Origin of the sequence: Bradyrhizobium sp. dw_411 (assembly GCF_018449695.1) — a bacterium.
In the GTDB taxonomy this organism is placed as follows: domain Bacteria; phylum Pseudomonadota; class Alphaproteobacteria; order Rhizobiales; family Xanthobacteraceae; genus Bradyrhizobium.
In genome coordinates, this window is sequence record NZ_JAAVUY010000010.1 from 261308 (window position 1) to 285653 (window position 24346).

The following is a 24346-nucleotide window of genomic DNA, read 5'->3' on the forward strand; positions in this document are numbered from 1 at the left end:
CGCTGCGGCGCCGGAGGCTGTTTGCCAGATATTTGCTTGCCGAGTCCTTGCTTGCCAGATCCTCATTGATCTCTCCGGCTCGAGATATAAGTCCAAAGCGAAGTTATCTGATCGTCGTTCAAGATATCGCCCCAGGGCGGCATCTTGCCGTTCTTGCCTTGCTTCACCGTGGTGAAAAAGCGCTCCTTATCATCGGGAAACCTGCGCAGGTCGGGCGTGATGGTGCCGGCATTGACCATGTTGGGTCCGTGGCAATGCGAGCAGGTATGCGCATAGGTTTTTTTGCCAACGTCGAGTTGCGACTGATCGCCGCCAATGGCGGTTTGCTGTGCGGCGATCGGCATCGTCATATCGACGATGAGGGTCGCCGTGACGGCGGCGTAAAACGCCGCCGTCCGCAAGCATGCTCTCTGCGTCACGTGCGATCCGCGATCAGTTTTTTACCGCGAACAACCACAATGAACCGCCAGCCGGTACCTTGGCGAGCCGTTCATCGCCGGAGAAGATCGAGTAGACGCCGCCATAGCCGCTGGTGACAGCGACATACTGGACACCGTCCTGCTGCCAGGTCACCGGCTGGCCTTCGATGCCCGATCCGGTCTGGAAGCTCCACAGCTTCTTGCCGTCATTGGCGTCGAACGCTTCGAACTCGCCGGTCAACTGGCCGGAGAACACGACGCCGCCGGCGGTCGACAGCACCCCGGAGAAGCGCGGGATATCGCTCGGCACTTCCCACTTCGCCTTTCCGGTCATCGGATCAATCGCCTTGAGATGGCCGCGGGGTCCGTCGCCCCACTCCCACACATCGGTCAGATCCATGCCGACATACCATTCGCCGGCCTTGTAGGTTGCCGGCTCGCTCTTGTAGTGGCCGCCGAAGGCAAGCGTGTTGGCATAGGCAAGCCCGGTCTGCGGATTGAACGACATCGGCTCCCAATTCTTGCCGCCAAGGATGGACGGATAGACGGTGACCTTCTTGCCGTCGCGGGCATCTTTCACGACGTCGGTCTCGATCGGACGCCCGGTTTTCATATCGATGCCGGAAGCCCAGTTGACCTTCACATAGGGATTGGCGGCGATCAGTTTGCCGTCGGTGCGGTCGAGGACGTAGAAGAAGCCGTTGCGATTGGCATCCATCAGTACCTTGGTGGGCTTGCCGGCGACATTGATGTCGGCGAGCACCATCTCGGCGACTGAATCATAGTCGAACGGATTGTTCGGCGAGAATTGATAGTGCCACTTCATCTTGCCGGTCTTCGGATCGAGTGCGAGGACGGAACAAGTGTAAAGATTGTCGCCGGGCCGCACCGCCGAGTTGAACGGGCCGGGGTTGCCGATGCCCCAATAGACCGTGTTCAGTTCGGGATCATATGAACCGGTGATCCATGTCGATCCGCCGCCCAGCTTCCAGGTATCGCCCTTCCAGGTGTCGCCACCGGGTTCATCGGGACTGGGGATCGTATTGGTTCGCCAAAGATGCTTGCCGGTCGCCGGATCCCATCCGTCGATGAAACCGCGGGTGCCGAACTCCGCGCCGGAAATGCCGGTGATGACGACGCCGTCGGCGACCAGCGGCGCCACCGTCATCGAGTAGCCTTCCTTGATGTCAGCCGTCTTCTGACGCCAGACTTCCTTGCCGGTCGCGGCATCGAGCGCGATCACATTGGCGTCGAGCGTCGTGCGGAACAGTTTGCCTTCGTAAATCGCGGCGCCCCGATTGATGATGCCGCAGCACACGATCCGAGGTGTTTCAGCGGGATACTCGACCTTGGTCTTCCATATCTGTTTGCCGGTTTTGACATCGACCGCCATCGTGGCGGCGTGCGTGGTGACATACAGTACGCCCTTGTAGACGATAGGCTGCGATTCCTCGCTCCGGTCGTCGGCAAGGCTGTAATTCCAGACCGGTACCAGGTTTTTGACGTTGTCTTTGGTGATCTGGGTGAGCGGACTGAACCGCTGCAGATTGTAGCCCATGCCGTAATTGAGCACACCCGACGTGTCAGTCGCACCCTTGACTAATTGATCGGTCGTCTGAGCACTCGCACTGAACGGAGCGAGCATAGCAAAGCCAGTGATAAGCGCGATGCGTATCATACGTTCCCTCCCAATGTATGCGCGTCTATTTTTTCTGACGCTGCGTGTCGCCGACAATCTTCCCGAAATTTGAAAGCGTCAACACGAAAACAAGGGAAGCGCGCGCACACGTCGACGCAACGGCCCGATTGCAGATCGAAGTGGCAACAAAAAATTTGCGCGGTCATTTTCCGCTAAGCGAAATACGGCGCGGAATCTGACGCGATGCAGCATCTGAAACCGACTCAAATGGCACGGATTCGCGCGCTATCGAATAGATCGGCGGCGGGGCAGAAAAAATTCAAGCTCGCAGACGAGCCGGATGTCTGAGCAGTCGAATGTTCCGCGCGTCGTAATTCTACGGACCGCTGATCGCAACGCCGACTTCGACCGGCTGCAAGGCTGTCGAATTGCAGCGCCAGCCGCCATTGTCGGTTTTCTGAAACGCGAACGATTTTTCGATTCTCAACCGGTGCGCCACCGCGAAGCCGTCCCGGCTGCCCGGCACCGATTTCGGTGTGCCGGATTTTACATCCCAGCACGTGCCGGTGCAGTTGGAAGCAATCGGGCTGCAGGCCGCAAAAGGTGAGAGCACGAGCATCTCGACCGTGGCGACGACGGTGGCGTTCTGCTCCGCTACTTCCCGGTTGATTTGAGAGACCCGGCTCACGGAGAGAAAATCGTCACAGGAATTGGTCGAATGAATTTGCGCGACGCACAGGTCGACGGCGTCGGCATCGGGGGAGGGCGAAACCTGATGACGTCCGAACACCCGCTTCGGGTCGCCCTTGGCCGCGGCGACCTCCGCCAGCTTCCTGGTGAAATAATCCGCGAGGCAGCCCTCCGAAGGCGACAGCTCCTGGAGCGGCACGTTCTCCTTGCCCGCCAGATTGCACTTTCGATCGCGCTCCCTGCTCCACCGCTCAAATTCGGCGAAGGCGTCGCGCGCCTCGTCCTCCTTCAGTTTGGCAATCAGGGTGAGCACGTGTTCATTGAGCTCCATCTTGGCGTTGGCCAATACGGGATCGGCGCAGATCAGCGCGCCGGCGGCGGTGTTGGTGGCGAGGCAATCGAAATTCGGGTCGTCCAGTATTTCAATGCGTTCCTCGGTTTCCTTCAGCAGGCAATCGCGGACCGGCTTGATGTCCCGGGTCGGAACGTTTTGCCGCCCGAAGATGCCGCAACTGGAATTGCGGTCCCTGATCCATTCGGCGTTTTCCTCGATCGCGAGGCGGCGGTTCGGAATCCGGTTCAGCCGTTGCTGGATGGCGCTGTTCAGCTTGGTGGCGACGCTGTTGAGCGAGGGGTCGCCGCAAAACAATTGATCCGCGGGATTCTTGATTTCTTCGCAATGGTTTTTGCCGAACAGTGGCAGGATATCGCTGATCGACCGGTTGGTATCCGCCGGCTCTTGCGCTCGTGCGGGGAGCGCCAGCCCGATCTGGACGGCGATAATAGCCAGCACCATTCCCCGCATCCCTAACCCCACTTGAAAGCCCCGCTTTAAAGAAAAACGCAAAATAATCGCCGACCATGGTAGCTTCTCGAACGCCGCGGCGAAATGGAATTATTGTCGCGTTGTTTGTGTTGCGGCGGGCCGCCGGTCGATTTTGATGCCGGCTATGGCTGTGATACCATGGCAATATTGCCGGGATACTGAACCTGGGTGTCCGTTATTGACGGACGAAATGTGCATCGATGATATCTCTGAAAAGAATTTCTGAGACGACCAACCTTATCCGCAAACGGTCCGTCAGATCTGTTCTGCTGCTCGGTCTGGCCGCGACGGTTGTCGCGTGGTCCGGCGTCAGCTTTGCCGACAGGCTTGTCGATCCGAACACTGTCGCGCCTGAATATCGCGACGTCGCCGAAAAACGGCGCGCCGAGCAACTCAAGCTGTTCCAATGCTCGCAAAAGGCTGACGCAGCGAAGGTCTTGCGCAGGGATCGCGCGGCCTTCGTCAGCGAATGCGTGGACAAGTGATCGCAGGCCGAGCGCAGTTCTGACGCAATCCCCGGGGTTACCCCCGGAGGTGCTTTCAGGAGTGCTTTGACGCGTGACGTCAGTTAGTTTGCGTGCGAGATCAGCCCGGGCTGGACGGTGAGATTCACCGCTATCGCCGGCGCGGAATCCCGGCCGCTGGCGACCGGGGGCGCATCGACATACTGCATGATGCCGTATTGATCGATCACAAACGTTGGCCGGTAATTCCTGACATAGGCGTCCTCGACCAGCGTCATGCGGCGATTGTCCAGTGTGAGCCAGTGATCGTCGAGCCGCGCCGCGACAACGGCGTGGTCCTCGCCATGGATGGTATCGCGCATGACGACAATCCGCAGATCGTCGGGCGCAACGCCGGCCAGTCGGAGGGCGACGAATTTTGCGATCGCGTAGTCTTCGCAGTCGCCGGCACCGGTTGTGAAGGTGACGAGCGGCGAACTCCACACGTCGATCTGGCCATATTGCGTCAGATCGCTCATTGGCCGGATCGCCAGGTTGATCGCGCGGTTGATTTCGCCGAGGCGGGCCCGTCCGTCACGGGCCCTGGCATTGTCCACGATCGCGAGCAGTTGCAGGGCGGCCGGCGATACGCAGCGGTCGCGGTCGCCGTCGCAAAGCGCCAGTTGCACCCTTTCGTCGTCGAGCTTGCGCTCTACGCCCAGCCACTTTTCCCGCAGCATGCCGGCCGACAGTTTCGAGGCAAACAGGCCAAAGGGTTCGGCGGATCGCCGGATCAGATCCATGGCGCCCGGCGAGATCAATGTGCCCGCGGTGAGATTCGTGGTTGGCCCGAAACAGGCCATGCCCCACACCAGTACGACGACGCGCCATGCGCGCGAATGACCGACACTACCCATCTGACGCCCCGTTGTTCCGGATTGTGCCGAGGCTGGTTAGCGCTCTCGTGACCGGATTGTTTCGCTGGGATGATGGGCGGCGGGGCTTTTATTCCGCTTAACAACCGCTGTGGCTGGCGGGAAACCGCTTAACAGGCTGAAATCCGCCTCGCCAATTTCTCGACAATTTTACCGGTTTCATATACAAAAAAACGAAATTTGTGGTAAATACCCTCATTAGTTGCAATGAACCTTATTTTCTGCGGGATATACCTAATTTCGGGGAGCTCGCTTGGTTTGTTATCCAGATCACAGTTTTAGTACGAAAATCGGCGCAATATCGGGGCTGCAGGGGTGGGACGAAGATTAAGCAAGTACCGAGGCTGTGGCTTATACGTAGAAATACGCGTGATGCCTGATGTTCGGATATCAAATCATGCACAAATTCGTGAGCTGAAGACCGAATACTTCGATCGGGGGACTAATCCAAAGAATAGATATGGCTTTGTGCCTTTGGCAAAACAACAAGCGGCGGTTTTGCGCAAGCAGGAGATGGTTTCGCGATCTGGTTCCCGGTGATATGCAAGCTTAGAGCATTGAAATTATATCGATATTAACCATTAGCCGGTGGGCTCATTGAATTACGCCAGTAAATTCGACGGCAAGTTATTCGTTGATAGTGTCGGCGTGCATGCCGGCGCTTCTGCGCACGGCGATCACGTTTCCCCGCATACAACCCATGCGCCAGCAGATGCGATCATCGTCCCGGATGCGCATTTACTGTTCAACGGCGACTTCAAGCGGTCCGGCGTCGATCTGATCCTTTCCGCGGACGATCAAAAGCTGGTGCTGCATGATTACTTCAAAGGTGAGAAGCGCGCAGCGCTGGCGTCGCCTGATGGCGCCCATCTCACCGGCGATATCGTCAAGGCGCTGTCTGGCCACGTCGAATATGCCCAGGCGGATGGCAGCGCCAGCGTCAACAAGGTTATCGGCCACGTCACCAAGCTCGCCGGCTCCGCGACCGCGATCCGCAATGGCGTCTCGATCATCCTGAATCAGGGCGACAACGTCGAAAAGGGCGACGTGGTCCAGTCCGGGTCCGGATCGACGGTCGGCATCACCTTCATCGACGGCACCGTGTTCGGCCTCTCGTCGAACGCGCGAATGGTGCTGAACGAGATGGTCTATGACCCCAACGGGTCGAACAATTCATCGCTGCTCAGCCTGGTGGCGGGGACCATCACCTTTGTCGCGGGCGAAACCGCCAAGCACGGCGACATGAAGATCGATACGCCGGTCGCGACCATGGGCATCCGCGGCACCGCGGTGCTGGTCGAGATCGACTTTGACACGGCTGGCCAGAACGGATTGCCCGACACGAAATTCCAGGTGCTGGTCGAGCCGGACGGCACCACGGGTTCGTACATTCTGTTCGACAAGGTGACGCTCACGCCGTTCGCGGTCGTCGATCGGGCCGGAACGCAATTCAGTTTCAGCAACGGCAATTTCAGCCAGTCGCTGTCGGGCCTGACGCCTGAGGTCCAAAAGCTCATCACCGATGTGTTCGCGCAACGGTTTTCGGACAACACCAACACCAAGACGTTCGATCACCATACCGACACGCCGATCCCGGATAGTCTGGCGCCGTTCAAGGTGGGTAATATCACCGTCACGCCGATTATTTTACTGGTGAGCACGCCGGTCAATACTCAGACTCAGATTCAGACTGGTTCGGGCCCGCAGCTCCAGCACATCCCCGGAGCGCCGACGGCTGTTCTCCTGGGCGCCGATGGCCAGCCTGCGAGCGCTTTCAAGATTGGCGAACTCCCGAGCGTGACCGGGAGTACTGCGCCCGACAAGGTTTCCGGCATAGTCAATTTCGCCGACGTCAACGCCGGTGACCTGCCGACGGTCTCGGCGAAGTTCGATGGGTCCACCTATACGGATCCCCACGGCAATGCCCTGTCGCTGAATACGCTGCAGCTTGCCGACATCAAGGCGGTTGAAGTCGATCTGGCCGTGACGGCTACCCCGGGCAATAACAACCACGGTTCGGCAAGCTGGAGCTACACGGTCCCCGACGGATCGTTCGACTTCCTTGCCGCCGGCGAGACGCTGCAGCTGACCTACACGCTGACGGTCGACAACAATTACGCGCCCGCCGACGAGACGACCCCTCTCAAATTCACCATCACGATCACCGGCACCAACGACGTTCCGGTCATCACCACGGGTGCGCAGACCATCCATTTCAGCGGCGGCAAGGGCACGATAGGCGGTGATCTGGCTCCCACGTCGGAAACGTCTGGCGTCACTGTGATACCCCCGCCGCCGGGAATGCTGACGTATAGCGAGAAGGGAACGCTGACGTTTACAGATCCCGATCTCACCGACACCCATAGTATTGTTGCTCCAGGCCCGACCGGCGACTTGACGGGCGCGTCGCTCGCCGGCGTGTCGCTCGATCTGACAGCATTTCAGCAGCAGTTTCCTATCCCGTTCCAGATTTTCGAAAACGCCCTCTCCGCATCCATCGGCACGGATAGCACTGGGACGGGGACCGGGACGATCAATTGGACGTTTGCGGAGCTTCCAAGCTACGTTGCCGACTTCATACCCAGCGGCGAGGCGCTCATTCTCACCTATACGGTGGAGGTGAAGGATTCGCAGGGCGCGATATCTACCCAGACCATCACGGTCACGATTGGCGGCAACGACGCCCCGGCCGTTGTCTGGATCGATACCAAGCCGGCGCCGCCGTCCGGAGCGCTGTGGAGCGACGGATCGAACTGGGAAACCGGCAACGCCCCAACCATCCATGATGACGCGATCATCATCACCAATCAGTTGCAGCCCAATTTTCCGACCTATCCGGTCGCGATCGACAGCGCGGCGTCCGCCAAATCGCTCGAAATGAACGATGTGACTGGCAAGGCCCCGATACTCGACAATAACGACACTCTGACGGTCGCCGGTGGGATTACGCTGAACGTCGATGCGGTTCTCAATAATTTCGGGAACATCAGCGTCGGTAGCCTGGCCACGCTATTGGCCATCAGCGGTCTCGCCGAGATTTTGGATCACAGTGTTCTGAATAATTCCGGTACGCTCGCTCTCGCCCATGGCGGCGATTTCCTTGATCAGAGTTCGATTACGAATTCGGGAACGATCGAGATTATTGGCGATACGCTCGATATTGAGGTTGCTGTCGCCAACGCCGGCGGCATTATCCAGGTCGACAGCGGTGCCAAGTTGAAGCTGAACGGTACCGCCATCAATGGCGGCACCATCACTGACAACGGCAGCATCGACGTCACAGCCAACAGCTCGATCAATGGCGCCGTCGCCGGGACTCCCGCGGTTACGACCAACGCGCTGCTGAACAATGGCGGGGTGACGATCGAGAGTGACGTAACGCTGACGCTCGACAATGTTACGGTGACCGGAACCACCTTTACCGATACCGCGAGCGGCGCGATTTTGTCGGTAGATGCCACCGACACGCTGACGCTGGACAACGTCACGGTCGATGGCGGCATCCTCACCGATAACGGCACAATCAATGTCGACGCCACGAACACGCTGAAGCTGAGCGGGGTCGCGCTGTCCGGCGGCAAGATCACCAATGCCGGCACGATCGAGATCATCGGTAGCGGCAGCATCAACAATGATATTTTCAGCAACACCCAACTGACGGTCGACGCCAACCAGATCCTGACGCTGGACGGCACCGCGATTACCGGCGGCATTCTCACCGATACCGGTACGGTTAATGTCGACGCCACCGATGCGCTGAAGCTGAGCGGAGTCGCGCTGTCCGGCGGCAAGATCACCAATGCCGGCACGATCGAGATCACCGGCAGCGGCAGCATCAACAATGATGTTTTCAGCAACACCCAACTGACGATCGACGCCAATCAGATCCTGACGCTGGACGGCACCGCGATCACCGGCGGCATCCTCACCGATAACGGCACGGTCAATGTCGACGCCACCGACACGCTAAAGCTGAGTGGGGTCGCGCTGTCCGGCGGCAAGATCACCAATGCCGGCACGATCGAGATCGCCGGCAGCGGCAGCATCAACAATGATATTTTCAGCAACACCCAGCTGACGGTCGACGCCAATCAGATCCTGACGCTGGACGGCACGGCGATCACCGGCGGTATCCTCACCGATAACGGCACGGTCAATGTCGACGCCACCGACACGCTAAAGCTGAGCGGGGTCGCGCTGTCCGGCGGCAAGATCACCAATGCCGGCACGATCGAGATCACCGGCAGCGGCAGCATCAACAACGATATTTTCAGCAACACCCAGCTGACAATCGACGCTAATCAGATCCTGACGCTGAATGGCACCGCGATCACCGGCGGCATCCTCACCGATACCGGTACAATCAATATCGACGCCACGAACACTCTGAAGCTGAGCGGGGTCGCGCTGTCCGGCGGCAAGGTCACCAATGCCGGAACGATCGAAATCACCGGCAGCGGCAGCATCAACAATGATGTTTTCAGCAACACCCAGCTGACGGTCGACGCCAATCAGATCCTGACGCTGGATGGTACCTCCATCACCGGCGGCATCATCAGCAATAACGGCACGGTCAATGTCGACGCCACCGATACGCTGAAGCTCAGCGGGGTCGCGCTGTCCGGCGGCAAGATCACCAACTCCGGCACGATCGAAATCACCGGCAGCGGCAGCATCAACAATGATATTTTCAGCAACGTCCAACTGACGGTCGACGCCAATCAGATCCTGACGCTGGATGGCACGGCGATCACCGGCGGCATCCTCACCGATACCGGCACAATCAATGTTGACGCCACCGATTCGCTGAAGCTGAGCGGTGTCGCGCTGTCCGGTGGCAAGATTACCAATGCCGGCACGATCGAAATCACCGGTAGCGGCAGCATCAACGATGATATTTTCAGCAACACCCAGCTGACAATCGACGCTAATCAGATCTTGACGCTGGATGGTACGGCGATCACCGGTGGTATCATCGGCAATAACGGCACGATCCATATCGATGCCTCCAGCACGCTGAAGCTGAGCGGGGTTGCGCTCTCCGGTGGCACGATCACCAATGCTGGCACGATCGATGTTGCCTCCAACAGCTCGATCAACGGCGTCACGACGGGCGGGCCGCCGGCAACCACCACGGTCAATGCCATTCTGAATGGCGGACTGGTAACGGTCGAGAGCGGCGCTGCGCTGACACTGGACAACGTCACGGTGAACGGGACGGTCTTTAACGACCTTGTCACCGGGGGCACCATCCAGATCGACAGTGGCGACACGCTGACGTTCAACGGCGCTACGATCAATGGCGGCATCCTCAATATCTCTGGCGAGCTGGATTCGACCGGCAACAGCTTCATCACCGGCGCGACGATCGTTAACGAAAATCATATTAATGTCGTCAGCGGCACGCTGACGATCGATCCTACGCCGGTGACCAATACCGGAACGATCGAGGTGAAGGACGGCAGCACCCTGGTGTTGAGCGGGGAAGTCATCGCCAACAGCGTTACGACCGCTGACGGTACCACGAAGGGTATCATCCAGGTTGACGCCACCGATCCTACACATTTCGCGACGCTCGATCTGGATGGGTCCACAATCGATGGCGGGACGCTCACCATCGGCGGTGAACTGGACTCGACCGGCAATAGTTTCATCACCGGTGTGACGATCACCAACACCGGTACGATCGATGTCACCGGCGGTACATTGACGATCGACGCGACCAGTACCCTCGACACTAGCCACGGAGTGGTGGAGGCGAGCGGCGGTCATCTGACGATCAATGCGGCGATCGTGGGTAATCTCGAGATCAAGGACGGTGCGGTGCTGGAACTCGGTTCGAGTTCGGCAGACGCCTATTCGCAGGCTACCGTCACATTTGATCCAGGCGCGATGGGTATCCTGAAGCTCGATCATTCTCAGCACTTCGGCGGGACGATCAGCGGTTTCAGCGCGGGCGACGTAATCGATCTGGCCGATCTGAAATATTCGTCGGCCGAAACCTACATCTGGAACAGTGCCACCAACACATTGACGATCCGCGACGGGACACAGATTGAGACGCTCAAGCTAGACGGTACTTACAGCCACAGCGGTTTCGTCCTTGAACGCGACGCCGATGGCAGTACCGATCTGGTGACGAGTCCCCCCAAGATCGTGGGCGAGACCAATCCGCCGACTGAAACAGTCATTCTGACAAAATCTCCGATCGTTCTGGCCGCGGGTGTAGACACAAATTCACTCAATCTGGGGACGGAGAGTTTCGATAATCTTTCGGCCGGGTCGACATCGAATAATGGGTTTGGCCATGGCACTTTCTTTAGCTCAGCTCTGGGCGCCACCTTCACGGCATCGGGCGACGCTGGCGTCGTGCATGGTTCATCCGGGGTCAGTGCGGCGCCGTTCATGGGGCCAGTGCCCGGCCAGCCGGACACCACGAACTATCTGAGCATTGGCGCTCACGGTTCGGAAACCATTTCTTTTGCATCGGAGCAAAACGAATTTGGACTTTATTGGGGATCGGTTGATTCCTTTAATACGATCAATTTCTACAATGGAACGACGCTTGTCGCTTCTTATGACGGCGCCGATATCAGCCCCCTGTTGTCCAATGGCAATCAGGGATCGTTTGCATCGAACGGGTATGTAGAATTTTTGGACCTGTCACCCTTCAACAAAGTCGTGCTGGCGACCGGAGATTCGAGCGCGTTCGAGATCGACAATGTTTCCGCCGGCTTTACGTCGGACTCGCATATCCAGCTTGCCACCCCGATGACGGGCACGCTTACCGTCAGCGATGCCGAGGTTGGCGATACGTTAACCGCTTCGGTGATTGGGGAAGGCGTTGTTAAATACGACGGTTCAACGACATTGCCGTCGGGTGCCAATGTTGCGGCGCTGATCGATCCCGACGCAATAACGTTCGACAGCGTAACGACAACCGCCGGCCTGGATACCTTGCATTGGACCTACAATCCCGCCAACGCGGATCTCGATTTTCTGGAGCCGCATGACACGCTGACTGTCACCTTTGAGGCGAAAGTTACCGATGGGCACGCCACCACCGTGGAGCAGCCCCTGACGATTACCGTTGTCGGTACAAATGCGTCGGTCGTGAACGGCACCGCTCAGAACGATACATTTGTAAACATCGGCGGCAATGTGACGATTTTTGGCAAGGGTGGACAGGACACGTTTGTGTTCAAGCCGAACTTTGGCAGCGCAACGATTGCCGACTTCAGTGTCAGCAACGACACGATCGATATCGACCACTCGTTGTTTGCGAGCGTGTCGGCGCTTCTGACCGGTGCACATTCGGCCAATTCCGGTCACGACGTCATCCTCACGGATGCTGCACATGATACGATCACGCTCAAGAACCTGTCGCTTACGCAACTGCAGTTCGCGGCTCAGCACGGAGACTTCCACATCACGTAAGCTCTAACGGTCGCAGGTGGCCAATCGCTGCAGACGATTTCAACATCCGTCGCCGCTTGATCCGCCATTTTCCCTTTTTGACAGGCAAGGTTTGCGAAGCCAGGAAGGGAAGGCTCAAAGAGCTCCGTGGAATTCCGAGACGCCCCGACGGGTCGTCGAGCACGGCGGTGTCCGGTGCCGAAATGGTTCTTCAGATCGTGCAGTAAGGCGGTTTCGGCACCCGCCGTGTCGTACCGTGGCAGGTCCGCACCTGTTCAAATATTCTCAACCTGATATGCACGCGGCATGAAGCGGTTCAAGATCTTACGAAGGTGGTTCGGGCGGAAGTTCGGCTATGCGAGGCTGATTTGCCTGGTGCTGCTGATTGGCATCGCGGCGCTGCGCATCGAGGATTTCGCTCCCATCGAAGAGCTCCGCGTCAGAACCTTCGATTCCTTCCAGCGCATCGATCCGCGCGTGAAGACGGCAAGGCCGGTCGTCATTGTCGATATTGACGAAAAGAGCCTGGCTTCGAAACTGGGCCAGTGGCCGTGGCCGCGGACCCGGATGGCCGATCTCGTCACCCACCTGACTGCGCTCGGTGCCAAGGTCATCGCGTTCGACGTCGTCTTTTCGGAACCGGACCGTCTCAATCCCGATGTCGCCGCCGACACGTTTCGCGATCTCGACGAGGAAACCCGGGCCAAACTGCATGCGCTGCCGAGCAATGATCAAATTTTTGCTGATGCGATGCGACGCTCACGCGTGGTACTCGGTGAATCCGGGCTTCCCGAAATCGTCAAGCAACTCGACACGAAGCTTCCGGTGACGGGTCTGGCGATGCTGGGTGAAGACCCTCAACGCTTCATGTTCGATTTTACGGGCCTGCTGCGCAATACGCCGGTTCTCGAAGTAGCGGCGGCCGGGCGAGGGTTGTTTTCGATCAATCCCGAACGCGATGGCATTGTCCGGCGGGTGCCGATGATCATGGAGGCCCAGGGCACAACCATGCCGTCCCTGAGTTTCGAGATGTTGCGGGTCGTGACCGGCACCGACACGATTTTCATCAAGACCGATCAGGCAGGCATCCTGAGCATCGGCGTCAAGGGTTTTCAGGTTCCGACCGATCGTCGTGGCCAGCTTTGGGTTCATTTTGCGCGCAACGATCCGTCGATCTATGTTTCGGCGATCGACGTGATCGATGGGGTCGTTCCGGCCGAAAAGATTCGCGGCAGGCTGGTGCTGATCGGGCCGTCCGCAGCAGGGCTTAACGACATCAAGACTACGCCGGTGTCGCGCGCCATGCCGGGCGTCGAGATCCATGCCCAGGTGCTGGAAGCCGCATTGACCAACTCGCTGCTGGCGCAACCGCCCTACGGTCCGCTGATGGAATTCGGTGCTGCGTTGTTGCTCGGCATCCTGGTGATCGCGTTTGCGCCGCGGTTCGGACCAACCACGCTCGTCGTTGTCGGTGCGCTGTTTGCCACCGTGCTGGTCGGAACGTCCTGGTATTTTTACACACAACACCGGCTGCTGGTCGATTTCACCTATCCTTTGCTGTCGACCACGGCGATCTATCTCACTTTGATCTTCGCGGCCTTCGTCAGGGAGCAGGCGCAGCGGCGGCAAATTCGCTCGGCGTTCGGCCAGTATTTGTCGCCGGCGCTGGTCGAACAACTTGCGCAGTCACCGGAAAAGCTCGTGCTTGGCGGTGAAGAGCGCGAAATGACCATCATGTTCTCGGATGTGCGGGGATTCACCAGCATCTCGGAATCCTACAAGCACGATCCGCAAGGCCTCACCGCGTTGATGAACCGGTTCCTGACGCCTCTGACCAATGCGATCCTGGCGCGAAAGGGCACCATCGACAAATATATGGGCGACGCCATCATGGCGTTCTGGAATGCGCCGCTCGACGACAAGGAGCACCAGCTCAATGCCTGCGAAGCCGCGCTGGATATGCTGGAGCGGATCGACGTCCTCAACAAGGAGCGCGAGGCCGAGGCCGAGCACGGCGGACACATCTATATTCCGATCAATGTCGGGGTCGGCTTGAATACCGGGACCTGCGTCGTCGGCAATATGGGCTCGAATTTGCGGTTCGACTATTCCGTGCTGGGCGACAGCGTCAATCTGGCGTCGCGCCTGGAGGGGCAATCCAAGGCGTATGGATTTCCGATCATCGTCGGCTCCAAGACCGCGCTCGCGGTCAAGGACAAGTTCGCGATCCTCGAACTCGATTTCATCATGGTCAAGGGCAAGAAGGAGCCCGAGGTCATCTACGCCATCGCCGGCCGCGAGGACACCGCGCAATCCGGCCGCTTTCAGCGCCTGCGCAACCTGACCATCGAAATGCTGGCCTGCTATCGCAACCGTGACTGGGAAGGCGCGCTCGCGGCGATCGAACGCGGCCGAACCACCGATGAGGCGAACACGCTTGAATCGCTATACGATCTCTATGAAGAACGGTTGCACGCGTATCGCGAGAACCCGCCGCCGCCCGACTGGAACGGCGCTTTTGCGTTGTTGACGAAGTAGCGCGGCGATGTGGTCCGTAGGGTGGGCAAAGGCGCCTTTGCGCCGTGCCCACCATTTCCTCGCCGGATTGTTGTGGTGGGCACGCTTCGCTTTGCCCACCCTACGGATATTTCAAAAACCTACTCCACCCCGATCGTGGTCAGGTCTTGAAACCAGTGCTGCGCCTGCACGAATTTCTTGATCCGGGGCGAGAGCGCATGCGGATTGGTGTCGTGCACCACCCACACCAGTGCGGCGTCATCGACGATCAAGGCATGCGCCTGCGCGATCAGGTCATCCTGTTTGGCGGTGTCGAAAGTCTGCTTAGCCTCATTGATCAGCGCATCGACCTTCGGGTTCTTGTAGCCGCCCCAGTTCACGCCGGTCGGCGCAATCTGGTCGGAGGCAAAGAAGCGAACGATCGCGTAAAGCGGGTCTGAGGTGACATAGGCAATGTTGTTGGCGGTGATGCCGGCATTCATTTCGTCGGCCGCGCCCTTGCGCCAATGCGTATAGAGCGTCTCGAGTTCGACCACCTTGAAGTCGATATCGATGCCGATTTCCTTGAAACTCTGCTGCAGGAATTCATTCATCGGCAGCGACAGCATCTGCCCGGTGCCGCCCTGCGCAATGATGAAGGTCGTCTTCAGCGGCTTGTCCTTGGAATAGCCGGCTTCCTCGACCAGTTTCTTGGCGGCAGCCAGATCGTATTTGATGTCGAAGCTGGGTTTGCCGAACCAGGGGCTTGAGGGATCGACTTGACCTTTGGCGGGCTTGGCCAGTCCGTTCATCAATCCGACCACGCCTTCGCGATCGATCGCGAGATTGAGCGCCTTGCGCAGCCGCACATCGGTCCAGGGCGAACCGGGCAATACGCTGAGATGATAATTCCAGACATGCGGTGTGATGTTGTCGACGATCCGCATCCCCGCCGATTTGAGTTGCGGCACCGCATCGGGCGCCGGCGTTTCGATCAGATCGACCTGCCCGGCGAGCAGCGCGTTGGTGCGGGTCAGCGCCTCCGGCATCGGAATCAGGATCAGCTTATCGACCTTCGCCAGCCGCTTCTTGTCCCAGTAGTTTTCGTTCTTGGTCAATTCGGCGAGTTCGCGCGGCACCAGCTTGGTCAGCTTGAAGGGGCCGGTGCCGGAAGGCTGGCTTGCGAATTTATCCCAGTCCTTGCCGAGCTTCTCATATTGCGCGGGGCTGGAGACCAGGAACCAGAGCATCTGGTAGGGAAAGAACGAGTCGACATTCTTGGTGGTGATCTCGACGGTGGAGTCGTCGATCTTGGCGTAGCTCGCCACCGAGGGCAGGCGGGTCTTCACTTGCGCGCTTTGGCGCTTGTCGAATTGCGGCGCCTTGTCGTTGAGAACCTTGTCGAGATTCCAGATCACCGCATCGGCGTCGAATTCGCTGCCATCGTGAAATTTAACGCCCTTGCGCAGCGTAAATCGCCACTTGGTCTTGTCCTTGTCATCGACCTTCCATTCGGTCGCGAGGCCGGGCACCAGTTTGCCCGGCCGATCCGCCACGTCCATCTCCCAGGCGACCAGCGGATCGTAGATCGTGTAGGCGCTGAACTGATAGGCGCCGGCGCCGCGATCCGGCTGGCCGGTCGTCAGCGGAATGTCCGCCATCGAAATCCCGTATCGCACCACGGTTTCGGCCTGCGCGGAACCCGCACACAGGCTGATGCCGATGGCGAGGGCCAAGGCTGGAAAGATCGAATTTCGGCGGCGCATGAACTAGACTCCATTGGACTGATCGGGGCGTGACTTTCAGGTCCAATGTTGCAAGGTTGGTGCCAGATTAGGCATTTGCATCTTTTTGTTCGGCAGCCTGACAAAGAGTTGTAATGGCAATCACAATCAGGCGAACAGTTGGGGTCATTGGCACAGCCGTTGCATGGTTTTGCATAAGAAATAGTCATCGAGAGCCGAGAAGGGATTAGTTGCAATGCGTGCCCAACATCCAGGAAAGAGCCGCACGGCGGCAGCGGTGCTGGCCGCGGCCGTCATGGTCATTTTGCCGCAGGCTGCCGGCGCCGAAACGGTGCTGCGCATCGGCATGACGGCGGCTGATATTCCGCGCACGCTGGGCCAGCCCGATCAGGGTTTTGAGGGCAATCGCTTCACCGGCCTCACCATGTATGACGCTTTGACGATGTGGGACCTTTCCTCCGCCGACAAGGCGAGTGTGATGATTCCGGGGCTCGCGACCGAATGGGCGGTCGATGCGACCGACAAGAACAAGTGGACATTCAAGCTTCGTCCCGGTGTCACATTCCACGATGGCTCACCGTTCAATGCCGACGCCGTGGTCTGGAATGTCGACAAGGTTCTCAAGCAGGACGCGGTGCAGTTCGATCCGAGTCAGGTCGGCGTTACGGCGTCACGCATGCCGACGCTGGTCTCGGCCCGCAAGATCGACGACATGACGGTGGAATTGGTCACCAAGGAGCCGGACAGCTTCCTGCCGATCAATCTCACCAATCTGTTCATGGCAAGCCCTGCGAAATGGCAGAAGCTGTTCGACGCGGCCGCAGGCGCCGACGCCAAGGCGAAATCGCAGGCCGCCTGGACCGCGTTCGCCAAGGACGCTTCGGGCACGGGTCCGTGGAAAATGTCGAGCTTCACGCCGCGTGAGCGGCTCGAACTCGTGAAGAACGCAAACTATTGGGACAAGGCACGCATCCCCAAAGTCGACAAGATGCTGCTGCTGCCGATGCCCGAAGCGAATGCGCGTACCGCGGCCTTGCTCTCCGGCCAGGTCGATTGGGTCGAAGCGCCGGCGCCGGATGCGGTCGCCGAAATCAAGCAGCGCGGTTTCATTATCCAGACCAATGAAGAACCGCATGTCTGGCCGTGGCAGTTCTCGCGCATCGAAGGCTCGCCCTGGAACGACATTCGGGTTCGCAAGGCGGCCAATCTCTGCATCGATCGCGAAGGCCTCAAGGACGGCCTGCTCGCGGGCCTGATGGTGCCGGCCACCGGCACCTTCGAGCCGGGTCATCCCTGGCGCGGCAAGCCGACCTTCGAGATCAAGTATGACAAGCCTGCGGCACAGAAGCTGATGCAGGAAGCCGGATTTGGTCCGAACAAGAAACTGACGGTCAAGATCCAGACCTCGGCCTCGGGCTCCGGCCAGATGCTGCCGCTGCCGATGAATGAATATCTGCAGCAGGCACTGGCGGAATGCTATTTCGACGTCCAGCTCGACGTCATCGAATGGAATACGCTGTTTACCAATTGGCGCCGCGGCGCCAAGGATCCCACAGCCAATGGCGCCAATGCCACCAACGTCACCTACGCGGCGATGGATCCGTTCTTCGCGATGGTGCGCTTCCTGCAATCCTCGATGGCGCCGCCGGTGTCGAACAATTGGGGCTTTATCAACAATCCCAAGTTCGACGAGTTGGTAACCAAGGCGCGGCAGACCTTCGATCCGGCCGCGCGCGATGCCGCGCTGGCTGAACTGCATGCAGCTTCCGTCGACGACGCGGCGTTTCTCTATGTCGCGCACGACGTCGGGCCGCGCGCGATGAGCCCGAAGATCAAGGGGTTTGTGCAGCCAAAGAGCTGGTTCGTGGACTTCTCGCCGGTTTCCATGACGCCGTGATTGCGTAACGAGACTCTTCCCCCTCTCCCCTTGTGGGAGAGGCATAGGCGGCCTTCGGCCGCCGTTCTTAGAAAGACGCCGATGCAAAGCATCGGCTATGGCGAAGCGAAGACGGGTGAGGGGTTTTCTCCGCGGAGAGAGACCCCTCATCCGGCGCTTCGCGCCACCTTCTCCCACAAGGGGAGAAGGGAAGAAAAGAGCAGCAACGAGAAGGTCATTCTGTGTTCGTCTATATCCTCAGACGCATCGTCTATGTGATCCCGATCGTCGTCAGCGTCGCGCTGGTGTGCTTTCTGCTGGTGCACATCACGCCCGGCGATCCCCTGGTTGCGATCCTGCCGGCCGACGCGTCGCAGGAGCTCGCCAATCAATTGCGCATCGCCTACGGCTTCGATCGCCCGCTGCCGGTCCAGTTCGGACTCTGGCTGTGGAAGGCGGTCAATGGCGATCTCGGTCATTCCATCGCGACCGGCCGCCCGGTGCTGGCGGAAGTGATGCGCGCGGTCGGCAATACCGTGACACTGGCGATCGCCGCCGCGTTGATCGGATTTACGCTGGGATTGTTCTTCGGTCTGATCGCCGGCTATTTCCGCGATACCTGGATCGACAAGGTCGCAACCTCGATTGCGATCGCCGGCGTCTCGGTGCCGCATTACTGGCTCGGGATGGTGCTGGTGATCATCTTCTCGGTGCAACTCAACTGGCTGCCTGCGGTCGGCGCCGGTCCCGGCGGCTCCGGCGCCTGGGGATGGGACTGGGAACATATCCGTTATCTGATCCTGCCCGCGGTCACCACGTCGGTGATTCCGATGGGCATCGTCACCCGTACGGTGCGGGCGCTGACCGGCGATATCCTCAGCCAGGATTTCGTCGAGGCCTTGCGCGCCAAGGGCCTGCGCGAAACCCATGTGTTTCGTCACGTCATCAAGAACGCCGCACCGACCGCGATGGCGGTGATGGGCCTGCAATTGGGATACATGCTCGGCGGTTCGATTCTGATCGAGACAGTGTTCTCGTGGCCGGGCTCGGGGCTGCTGCTGAATTCGGCGATCTTCCAGCGCGATCTGCCGTTGCTGCAGGGTACGATCCTGGTGCTGGCGCTGTTCTTTGTGTTTCTCAATCTCTTGGTCGATATCGCGCAAGCCTCGATCGATCCGCGAATCAAGCGGAGCTGAAGCAATGAGATTCTTCCGATGAGCGCGATCACAGACACGGCCCTCCAGGCAGCGCCCGCCACTAAGGCGCGCGGCTACTGGGCGACGGTCGGGCGGCGGATCATGCGCGACAAGGTCAGTATGGTCTGCGCGTTCATCTTGCTCGCGATTTTTCTCTCCGCGATCTGTGCGCCGTGGCTGGGGCTCGCCGACCCCTATCAGGGGTCGATGATCCGCCGCCTGCGCCATATTGGCACGCCGAATTATCCGCTCGGCACCGACGAACTCGGCCGCGACATGCTGGCGCGGCTGGTTTATGGCGGACGCCTGTCGCTGATTGTCGGCATTCTGCCCGTCATCCTCGCGTTCGTGATCGGCACGTCTCTGGGCCTTATCGCCGGCTATGTCGGCGGCAAGATCAACACCGCGATCATGCGAACGGTCGACGTGTTCTATGCATTCCCCTCGGTGTTGCTGGCAATCGCGATTTCGGGCGCGCTCGGCGCCGGCATCGTCAATTCCATCGTTTCGCTCACCATCGTATTCGTGCCGCAAATCACCCGGGTCGCGGAAAGCGTCACCACCGGCGTGCGCAACATGGATTTCGTGGAGGCGGCGCGGGCGTCCGGCGCCGGGGCTTTCACCATCATGCGCGTGCACATGCTCGGCAATGTGCTGGGGTCGATTTTCGTCTACGCCACCGGGTTGATTTCGGTGTCGATGATCCTGGCTGCAGGACTTTCGTTTCTTGGCTTGGGTACGAAACCGCCGGAGCCGGAATGGGGCCTGATGCTCAACACGCTGCGTACCGCGATCTACGTCAATCCATGGGTGGCGGCTTTGCCGGGCGCGATGATCTTTGCGGTGTCGATCTGTTTCAATCTGCTCAGCGACGGTATGCGCAGCGCCATGGACATCCGGAATTGATGCGATGAGCGAAGTCACTCCCATGGCCGATATGCTGGCGCCGATCGAGGATCGCGGGGGCGCCGCGCAGCCATTGCTTCAAGTCAATGGACTGACAAAACACTTCCCGGTGCGAGGCGACCTGTTCAGCCCGCGCAAGACGGTGCGCGCGGTCGACGACGTATCTTTTTCCATCGCCAAGGGCGAAACCGTCGGGATCGTCGGCGAATCCGGCTGCGGCAAGTCGACCACCGCGCGGCTGTTGATGCATCTGATGCCGCGCGATGCCGGAGATATCATCTATGACGGCATGCAGGTCGGCCGCGCGCTGTCGCTGCGCGAGCTTCGCCGTGGCATGCAGATGGTGTTTCAGGACAGCTACGCCTCGCTCAATCCGCGCCTGACGATCGAGGAATCGATCGCCTTCGGCCCGAAGGTTCACGGCATGGCCGATACGGCCGCGCGTGCGCTGGCGCGCGAGCTGCTCGGCAAGGTCGGCTTGCGGCCGGAAAACTTTGCCAATCGCTATCCACACGAGATTTCCGGCGGGCAACGCCAGCGCGTCAATATCGCGCGCGCGCTGGCGCTGTCGCCGCGTCTGGTGATCCTTGATGAGGCCGTTTCGGCGCTGGACAAGTCGGTCGAGGCGCAGGTCCTCAATCTGCTGGTCGACCTCAAGCGCGAATTCGGACTGACATATCTCTTCATCAGCCACGATCTCAATGTCGTGCGTTATATCTCCGACCGCGTGCTGGTGATGTATCTCGGCGAAGTGGTCGAGCTTGGCCCGGTGGATCTGGTGTGGGACGCACCAGCACATCCCTATACGCGGGCGCTATTGGCGGCGATGCCGTCTTCCGATCCGGATCATCGCACCGAAACGCCGCCGATTTCCGGCGATCCGCCCAATCCGATCGATCCTCCCTCGGGGTGCAGATTTCACACCCGTTGTCCTTTCGCGGAGCCGCTCTGCGCAAACGCCACACCAAAACTCAGCGCGGTCGATACAATGGGTCACGAAGCCGCGTGCTACATGGCCATACCCGGCTCGGGCCATAGCCGCGCGCTGTCAAAGGGAGCAAACATCACATGACAAGACCAGCACCAAAGGAAATAAGCGCCATTGCGGCCGTCGCGGGCCTTCCCGTCAGCGCCGAGGTCGCCACCCGCATCGCCAACTCCATCGGACCAGCGTTCGAAGGCTTTGCCGCCGTTGCCGGCACGCTGCCGTTCGATCTGGAACCGGCGACGTTCGTCGTCGTGCAAGCCGGGAAGGTTTCGAAATGAGCACTGAACCGGCTCTGATGACGCTCATTGTGGTCGCGCAAGCGATAGCACAGAAAAAGCTTTCGTCGCGCGAGGTGACGCAATCCTGTCTCGACCGGATCGCGCAGTGGCAGCCAAGCCTGAACGCGTTCATGGCGATCGAAGCCGATACCGCATTGGCGGCCGCCGATGCTGCCGACGCCGATCTCGCAAAGGGCAAAAATCGCGGCGTGTTGCACGGCGTGCCGCTGGCGCACAAGGACATGTATTACGACGCAGGCAAGATCGTCACCTGCGGCTCGCGCATCCGCCGCGATTTCGTCGCGACGACCACCGCGACCGCGCTGCAACGCCTAAAGGACGCCGGCACGGTTCGGCTGGGCTCGCTGCAGATGTCCGAATTCGCTTACGGGCCGACCGGCCATAACGCACATTTTGGACCGGTGCATAATCCCTGGGATCTCGCCTGCGTCACCGGCGGTTCGTCGTCTGGATCAGGCTCCGCGGTCGCCGCAAGGCTGACCTTTGCGGCCTTGGGTTCGGACACCGGCGGCTCGATCCGGATGCCGGCGCATTTTTGTGGCGTTACCGGGCTCAAGACCACCGTCGGCCGGATCAGCCGCGCCGGGGCAATGCCGCTGTCGCAATCGCTCGATACTGTCGGGCCGCTGGCGCGCAGTGTTGAAGACTGCGCGCTGTTGCTGGGCCTGATGGCGGGGGCCGATCCCGAAGATCCGACTGCGATCACAGGAACGGTGCCGGACTACGCTGCCGCGACAGCGGGATCAATCAAGGGTCTTACCATCGGCGTGCCCTCGGCGTTCTATGTCGATGATCTCGATTCCGAAGTCGCCGGAATTCTCGACGCGACTATCGCCGTGCTCAAACGCGAGGGCGCCAATGTCGTTCAGGTCGAACTGCCCGATCAGCGCCAACTCAGCGCCGCGTGCCAACTGGTGCTCGCCGTCGAAGCCGCGGCGTTCCACAAGCGATGGATGATCGAGCGACCGCAGGATTATGGCCCGCAGGTTTTGATGCGGCTGCAGAACGGGTTGGCGGTGCCGGGTGTATCGTATCTCGAGGCCGTTCGCTGGCGCGGCCCGGCGTTGTCGGCCTATCTCGCCGCCGTCGCCGGCGTCGATGCCATGATCGCACCGGTGGCGCCGGTCGCGGCTCCGACCATCGCCGAGAGCGATGTGGGCAACAGCCCCAACGCCGAAGCGGTGATCCAGCGGCTCACACGATTTACCCGCCCGATCAATTACCTCGGGCTGCCGTCGCTCGCGATCCCCTCGGGCTTTACCCGCGGCGGCCTTCCCGTCGCGATGCAATTGATCGGCCGTTCCTTCGATGAGGCCATGTTGCTGCGGATCGGCGCTGCGTTCCAACGCATCACTGACTTTCACGACCGGGTGCCGAAACTCGCATGACGAAGCTCGTCGAAATACGCGACCTCAACATCCGCTTCAGCGGCGAGCGCACGGTTCATGCCGTGAACGATCTCAGCCTTTCGCTCGGCGAGGGCGAAGTGCTGGGCCTGCTTGGCGAATCCGGTTCGGGCAAGAGCGTGACATTGCGCGCGCTGATGCGGCTGTTGCCGAAGAAGCGGACGCAAATCTCGGGAAGCGTACAGGTGCTGGGGCGCGATGTGCTGGCGCTGGATGACGAGGAGCTATCGGCGTTCCGCGGCCAGACGGTTTCGATGATCTTCCAGGAGCCGGCGCTCGCGCTCGATCCGGTCTACACCATCGGGCATCAGATCGCCGAAAGCGTGATGCGCCACGAGGGCAAAAGCCATAGCGACGCGATGGCGCGCGCGCTGGAAATGCTGGAAGTGGTGCGCATTCCCTCGGCCAAACGCCGGCTCGAGGCCTATCCGCATGAGATGTCCGGCGGCATGCGGCAGCGCGCGATGATTGCGCTGGCACTGGCCTGCAAGCCGAAGATATTGCTCGCGGACGAGCCGACCACCGCGCTCGATGCGACCGTGCAGATTCAGATCCTGCTGTTGTTGCGCGAACTGCAGCGCGAGTTCGGCATGTCCGTCATCTTCGTGACCCACGATATCGGGGTCGCGATCGAAATCTGCGACCGCGTTGCGGTGATGTATGCCGGGCAGATCGTCGAGCAGGGCACACTGAGCCAGATCGTGCGCTCGCCGGTGCATCCCTATGCACGGGGCCTGCTGGCCTCGACCGTTCACGGCGCCAAACGGGGTCAACGGCTGGAGACCATTCCGGGCACGCCGCCTTCGCTCGACAAGGCGCCGGTCAATTGCTCTTTCGCGCCGCGCTGCAGTTTTGCCGAAGCCCGCTGCCTGGAGCAATTACCGCCCAACGTGGCGATCGGTCCGGACCGGATCGCAAGATGCATCCTGGCGGAACGTGTCGAGGCCGTTGCCGCAAGGTAGTCCGACGCGATTCGGCGCTGATGCCGCAAAGCGGCAAACCCGGCGTGCTCCGAATACCCTAAATTGGAGTCGTCACATCCCCCGATTATAGATAGGTTTATGCG

15 protein-coding genes are annotated in these 24346 nt (G+C 59.9%); 10 read left to right on the forward strand and 5 right to left on the reverse strand.

Annotated elements, in window-relative coordinates; translation table 11 throughout:
* Positions 1–62 precede the first annotated feature (62 nt).
* From HB676_RS19265 to HB676_RS19275, 3 genes are all read right to left on the reverse strand, one after another.
* Positions 63–350, reverse strand: coding sequence for a cytochrome c (locus HB676_RS19265; protein WP_213739574.1), 288 nt, complete (start codon positions 348–350; stop codon positions 63–65).
* Positions 351–432: 82 nt separating this feature from the next.
* Entirely contained in the window at positions 433–2097 is a 1665-nt protein-coding gene (locus tag HB676_RS19270; protein WP_213739493.1) for a methanol/ethanol family PQQ-dependent dehydrogenase, read from the reverse strand.
* Positions 2098–2434: 337 nt separating this feature from the next.
* Entirely contained in the window at positions 2435–3544 is a 1110-nt protein-coding gene (locus HB676_RS19275; protein WP_249780333.1) for a lysozyme inhibitor LprI family protein, read from the reverse strand.
* A gap of 230 nt (positions 3545–3774) precedes the next feature.
* Here HB676_RS19275 and HB676_RS19280 point away from each other — a divergent pair, with 230 nt between their 5' ends.
* Complete coding sequence (locus HB676_RS19280; RefSeq protein ID WP_249780334.1) at positions 3775–4059, forward strand: hypothetical protein; 285 nt, start codon at positions 3775–3777, stop codon at positions 4057–4059.
* A gap of 83 nt (positions 4060–4142) precedes the next feature.
* Here HB676_RS19280 and HB676_RS19285 read toward each other — a convergent pair whose 3' ends face one another.
* The gene (locus HB676_RS19285) at positions 4143–4934 is read right to left on the reverse strand and encodes a transglutaminase-like cysteine peptidase (RefSeq protein WP_213739496.1); all 792 of its coding nucleotides are present in this window, start codon (positions 4932–4934) and stop codon (positions 4143–4145) included.
* 615 nt (positions 4935–5549) lie between these two features.
* Here HB676_RS19285 and HB676_RS19290 point away from each other — a divergent pair.
* Together HB676_RS19290 and HB676_RS19295 are read left to right on the forward strand one after the other, a co-directional pair.
* A complete protein-coding gene (locus HB676_RS19290) occupies positions 5550–12389 on the forward strand; it encodes a FecR domain-containing protein (RefSeq protein ID WP_218625772.1) in 6840 nt (2279 codons plus the stop codon).
* Positions 12390–12674: 285 nt separating this feature from the next.
* A complete protein-coding gene (locus HB676_RS19295) occupies positions 12675–14906 on the forward strand; it encodes an adenylate/guanylate cyclase domain-containing protein (protein WP_213739499.1) in 2232 nt (743 codons plus the stop codon).
* Positions 14907–15025: 119 nt separating this feature from the next.
* Here HB676_RS19295 and HB676_RS19300 read toward each other — a convergent pair whose 3' ends face one another.
* Complete coding sequence (locus HB676_RS19300) at positions 15026–16630, reverse strand: ABC transporter substrate-binding protein (RefSeq protein ID WP_213739501.1); 1605 nt, start codon at positions 16628–16630, stop codon at positions 15026–15028.
* Positions 16631–16904: 274 nt separating this feature from the next.
* Here HB676_RS19300 and HB676_RS19305 point away from each other — a divergent pair, with 274 nt between their 5' ends.
* The 7 genes from HB676_RS19305 to HB676_RS19335 all read left to right on the forward strand — a co-directional run bounded on the left by HB676_RS19305 (position 16905) and on the right by HB676_RS19335 (position 24242).
* Positions 16905–18506: an ABC transporter substrate-binding protein gene (locus HB676_RS19305; protein ID WP_249780348.1), complete on the forward strand. Its 1602-nt coding sequence runs from the start codon at positions 16905–16907 to the stop codon at positions 18504–18506.
* 221 nt (positions 18507–18727) lie between these two features.
* Positions 18728–19681 carry an ABC transporter permease subunit gene (locus HB676_RS19310; protein WP_213739503.1) on the forward strand — a complete coding sequence of 318 codons (954 nt, stop codon included), beginning with the start codon at positions 18728–18730 and terminating at the stop codon, positions 19679–19681.
* An 18-nt stretch (positions 19682–19699) separates the two neighbouring features.
* Entirely contained in the window at positions 19700–20587 is an 888-nt protein-coding gene (locus HB676_RS19315) for an ABC transporter permease (protein ID WP_213739505.1), read from the forward strand.
* A gap of 4 nt (positions 20588–20591) precedes the next feature.
* Positions 20592–21659, forward strand: a complete 1068-nt coding sequence (locus tag HB676_RS19320; RefSeq protein WP_213739507.1) for an ABC transporter ATP-binding protein — start codon at positions 20592–20594, stop codon at positions 21657–21659.
* Positions 21656–21853 (forward strand): hypothetical protein, encoded by a 198-nt coding sequence (locus HB676_RS19325; protein WP_213739508.1) that lies wholly within the window; start codon positions 21656–21658, stop codon positions 21851–21853. Before HB676_RS19320 ends, HB676_RS19325 begins: the two co-directional genes overlap by 4 nt.
* Positions 21850–23262 (forward strand): amidase, encoded by a 1413-nt coding sequence (locus tag HB676_RS19330; RefSeq protein WP_213739509.1) that lies wholly within the window; start codon positions 21850–21852, stop codon positions 23260–23262. The genes HB676_RS19325 and HB676_RS19330 overlap by 4 nt, the downstream gene beginning before the upstream one ends.
* Positions 23259–24242: an ABC transporter ATP-binding protein gene (locus tag HB676_RS19335; RefSeq protein ID WP_213739510.1), complete on the forward strand. Its 984-nt coding sequence runs from the start codon at positions 23259–23261 to the stop codon at positions 24240–24242. The genes HB676_RS19330 and HB676_RS19335 overlap by 4 nt, the downstream gene beginning before the upstream one ends.
* The last annotated feature ends 104 nt before the right edge of the window (positions 24243–24346 follow it).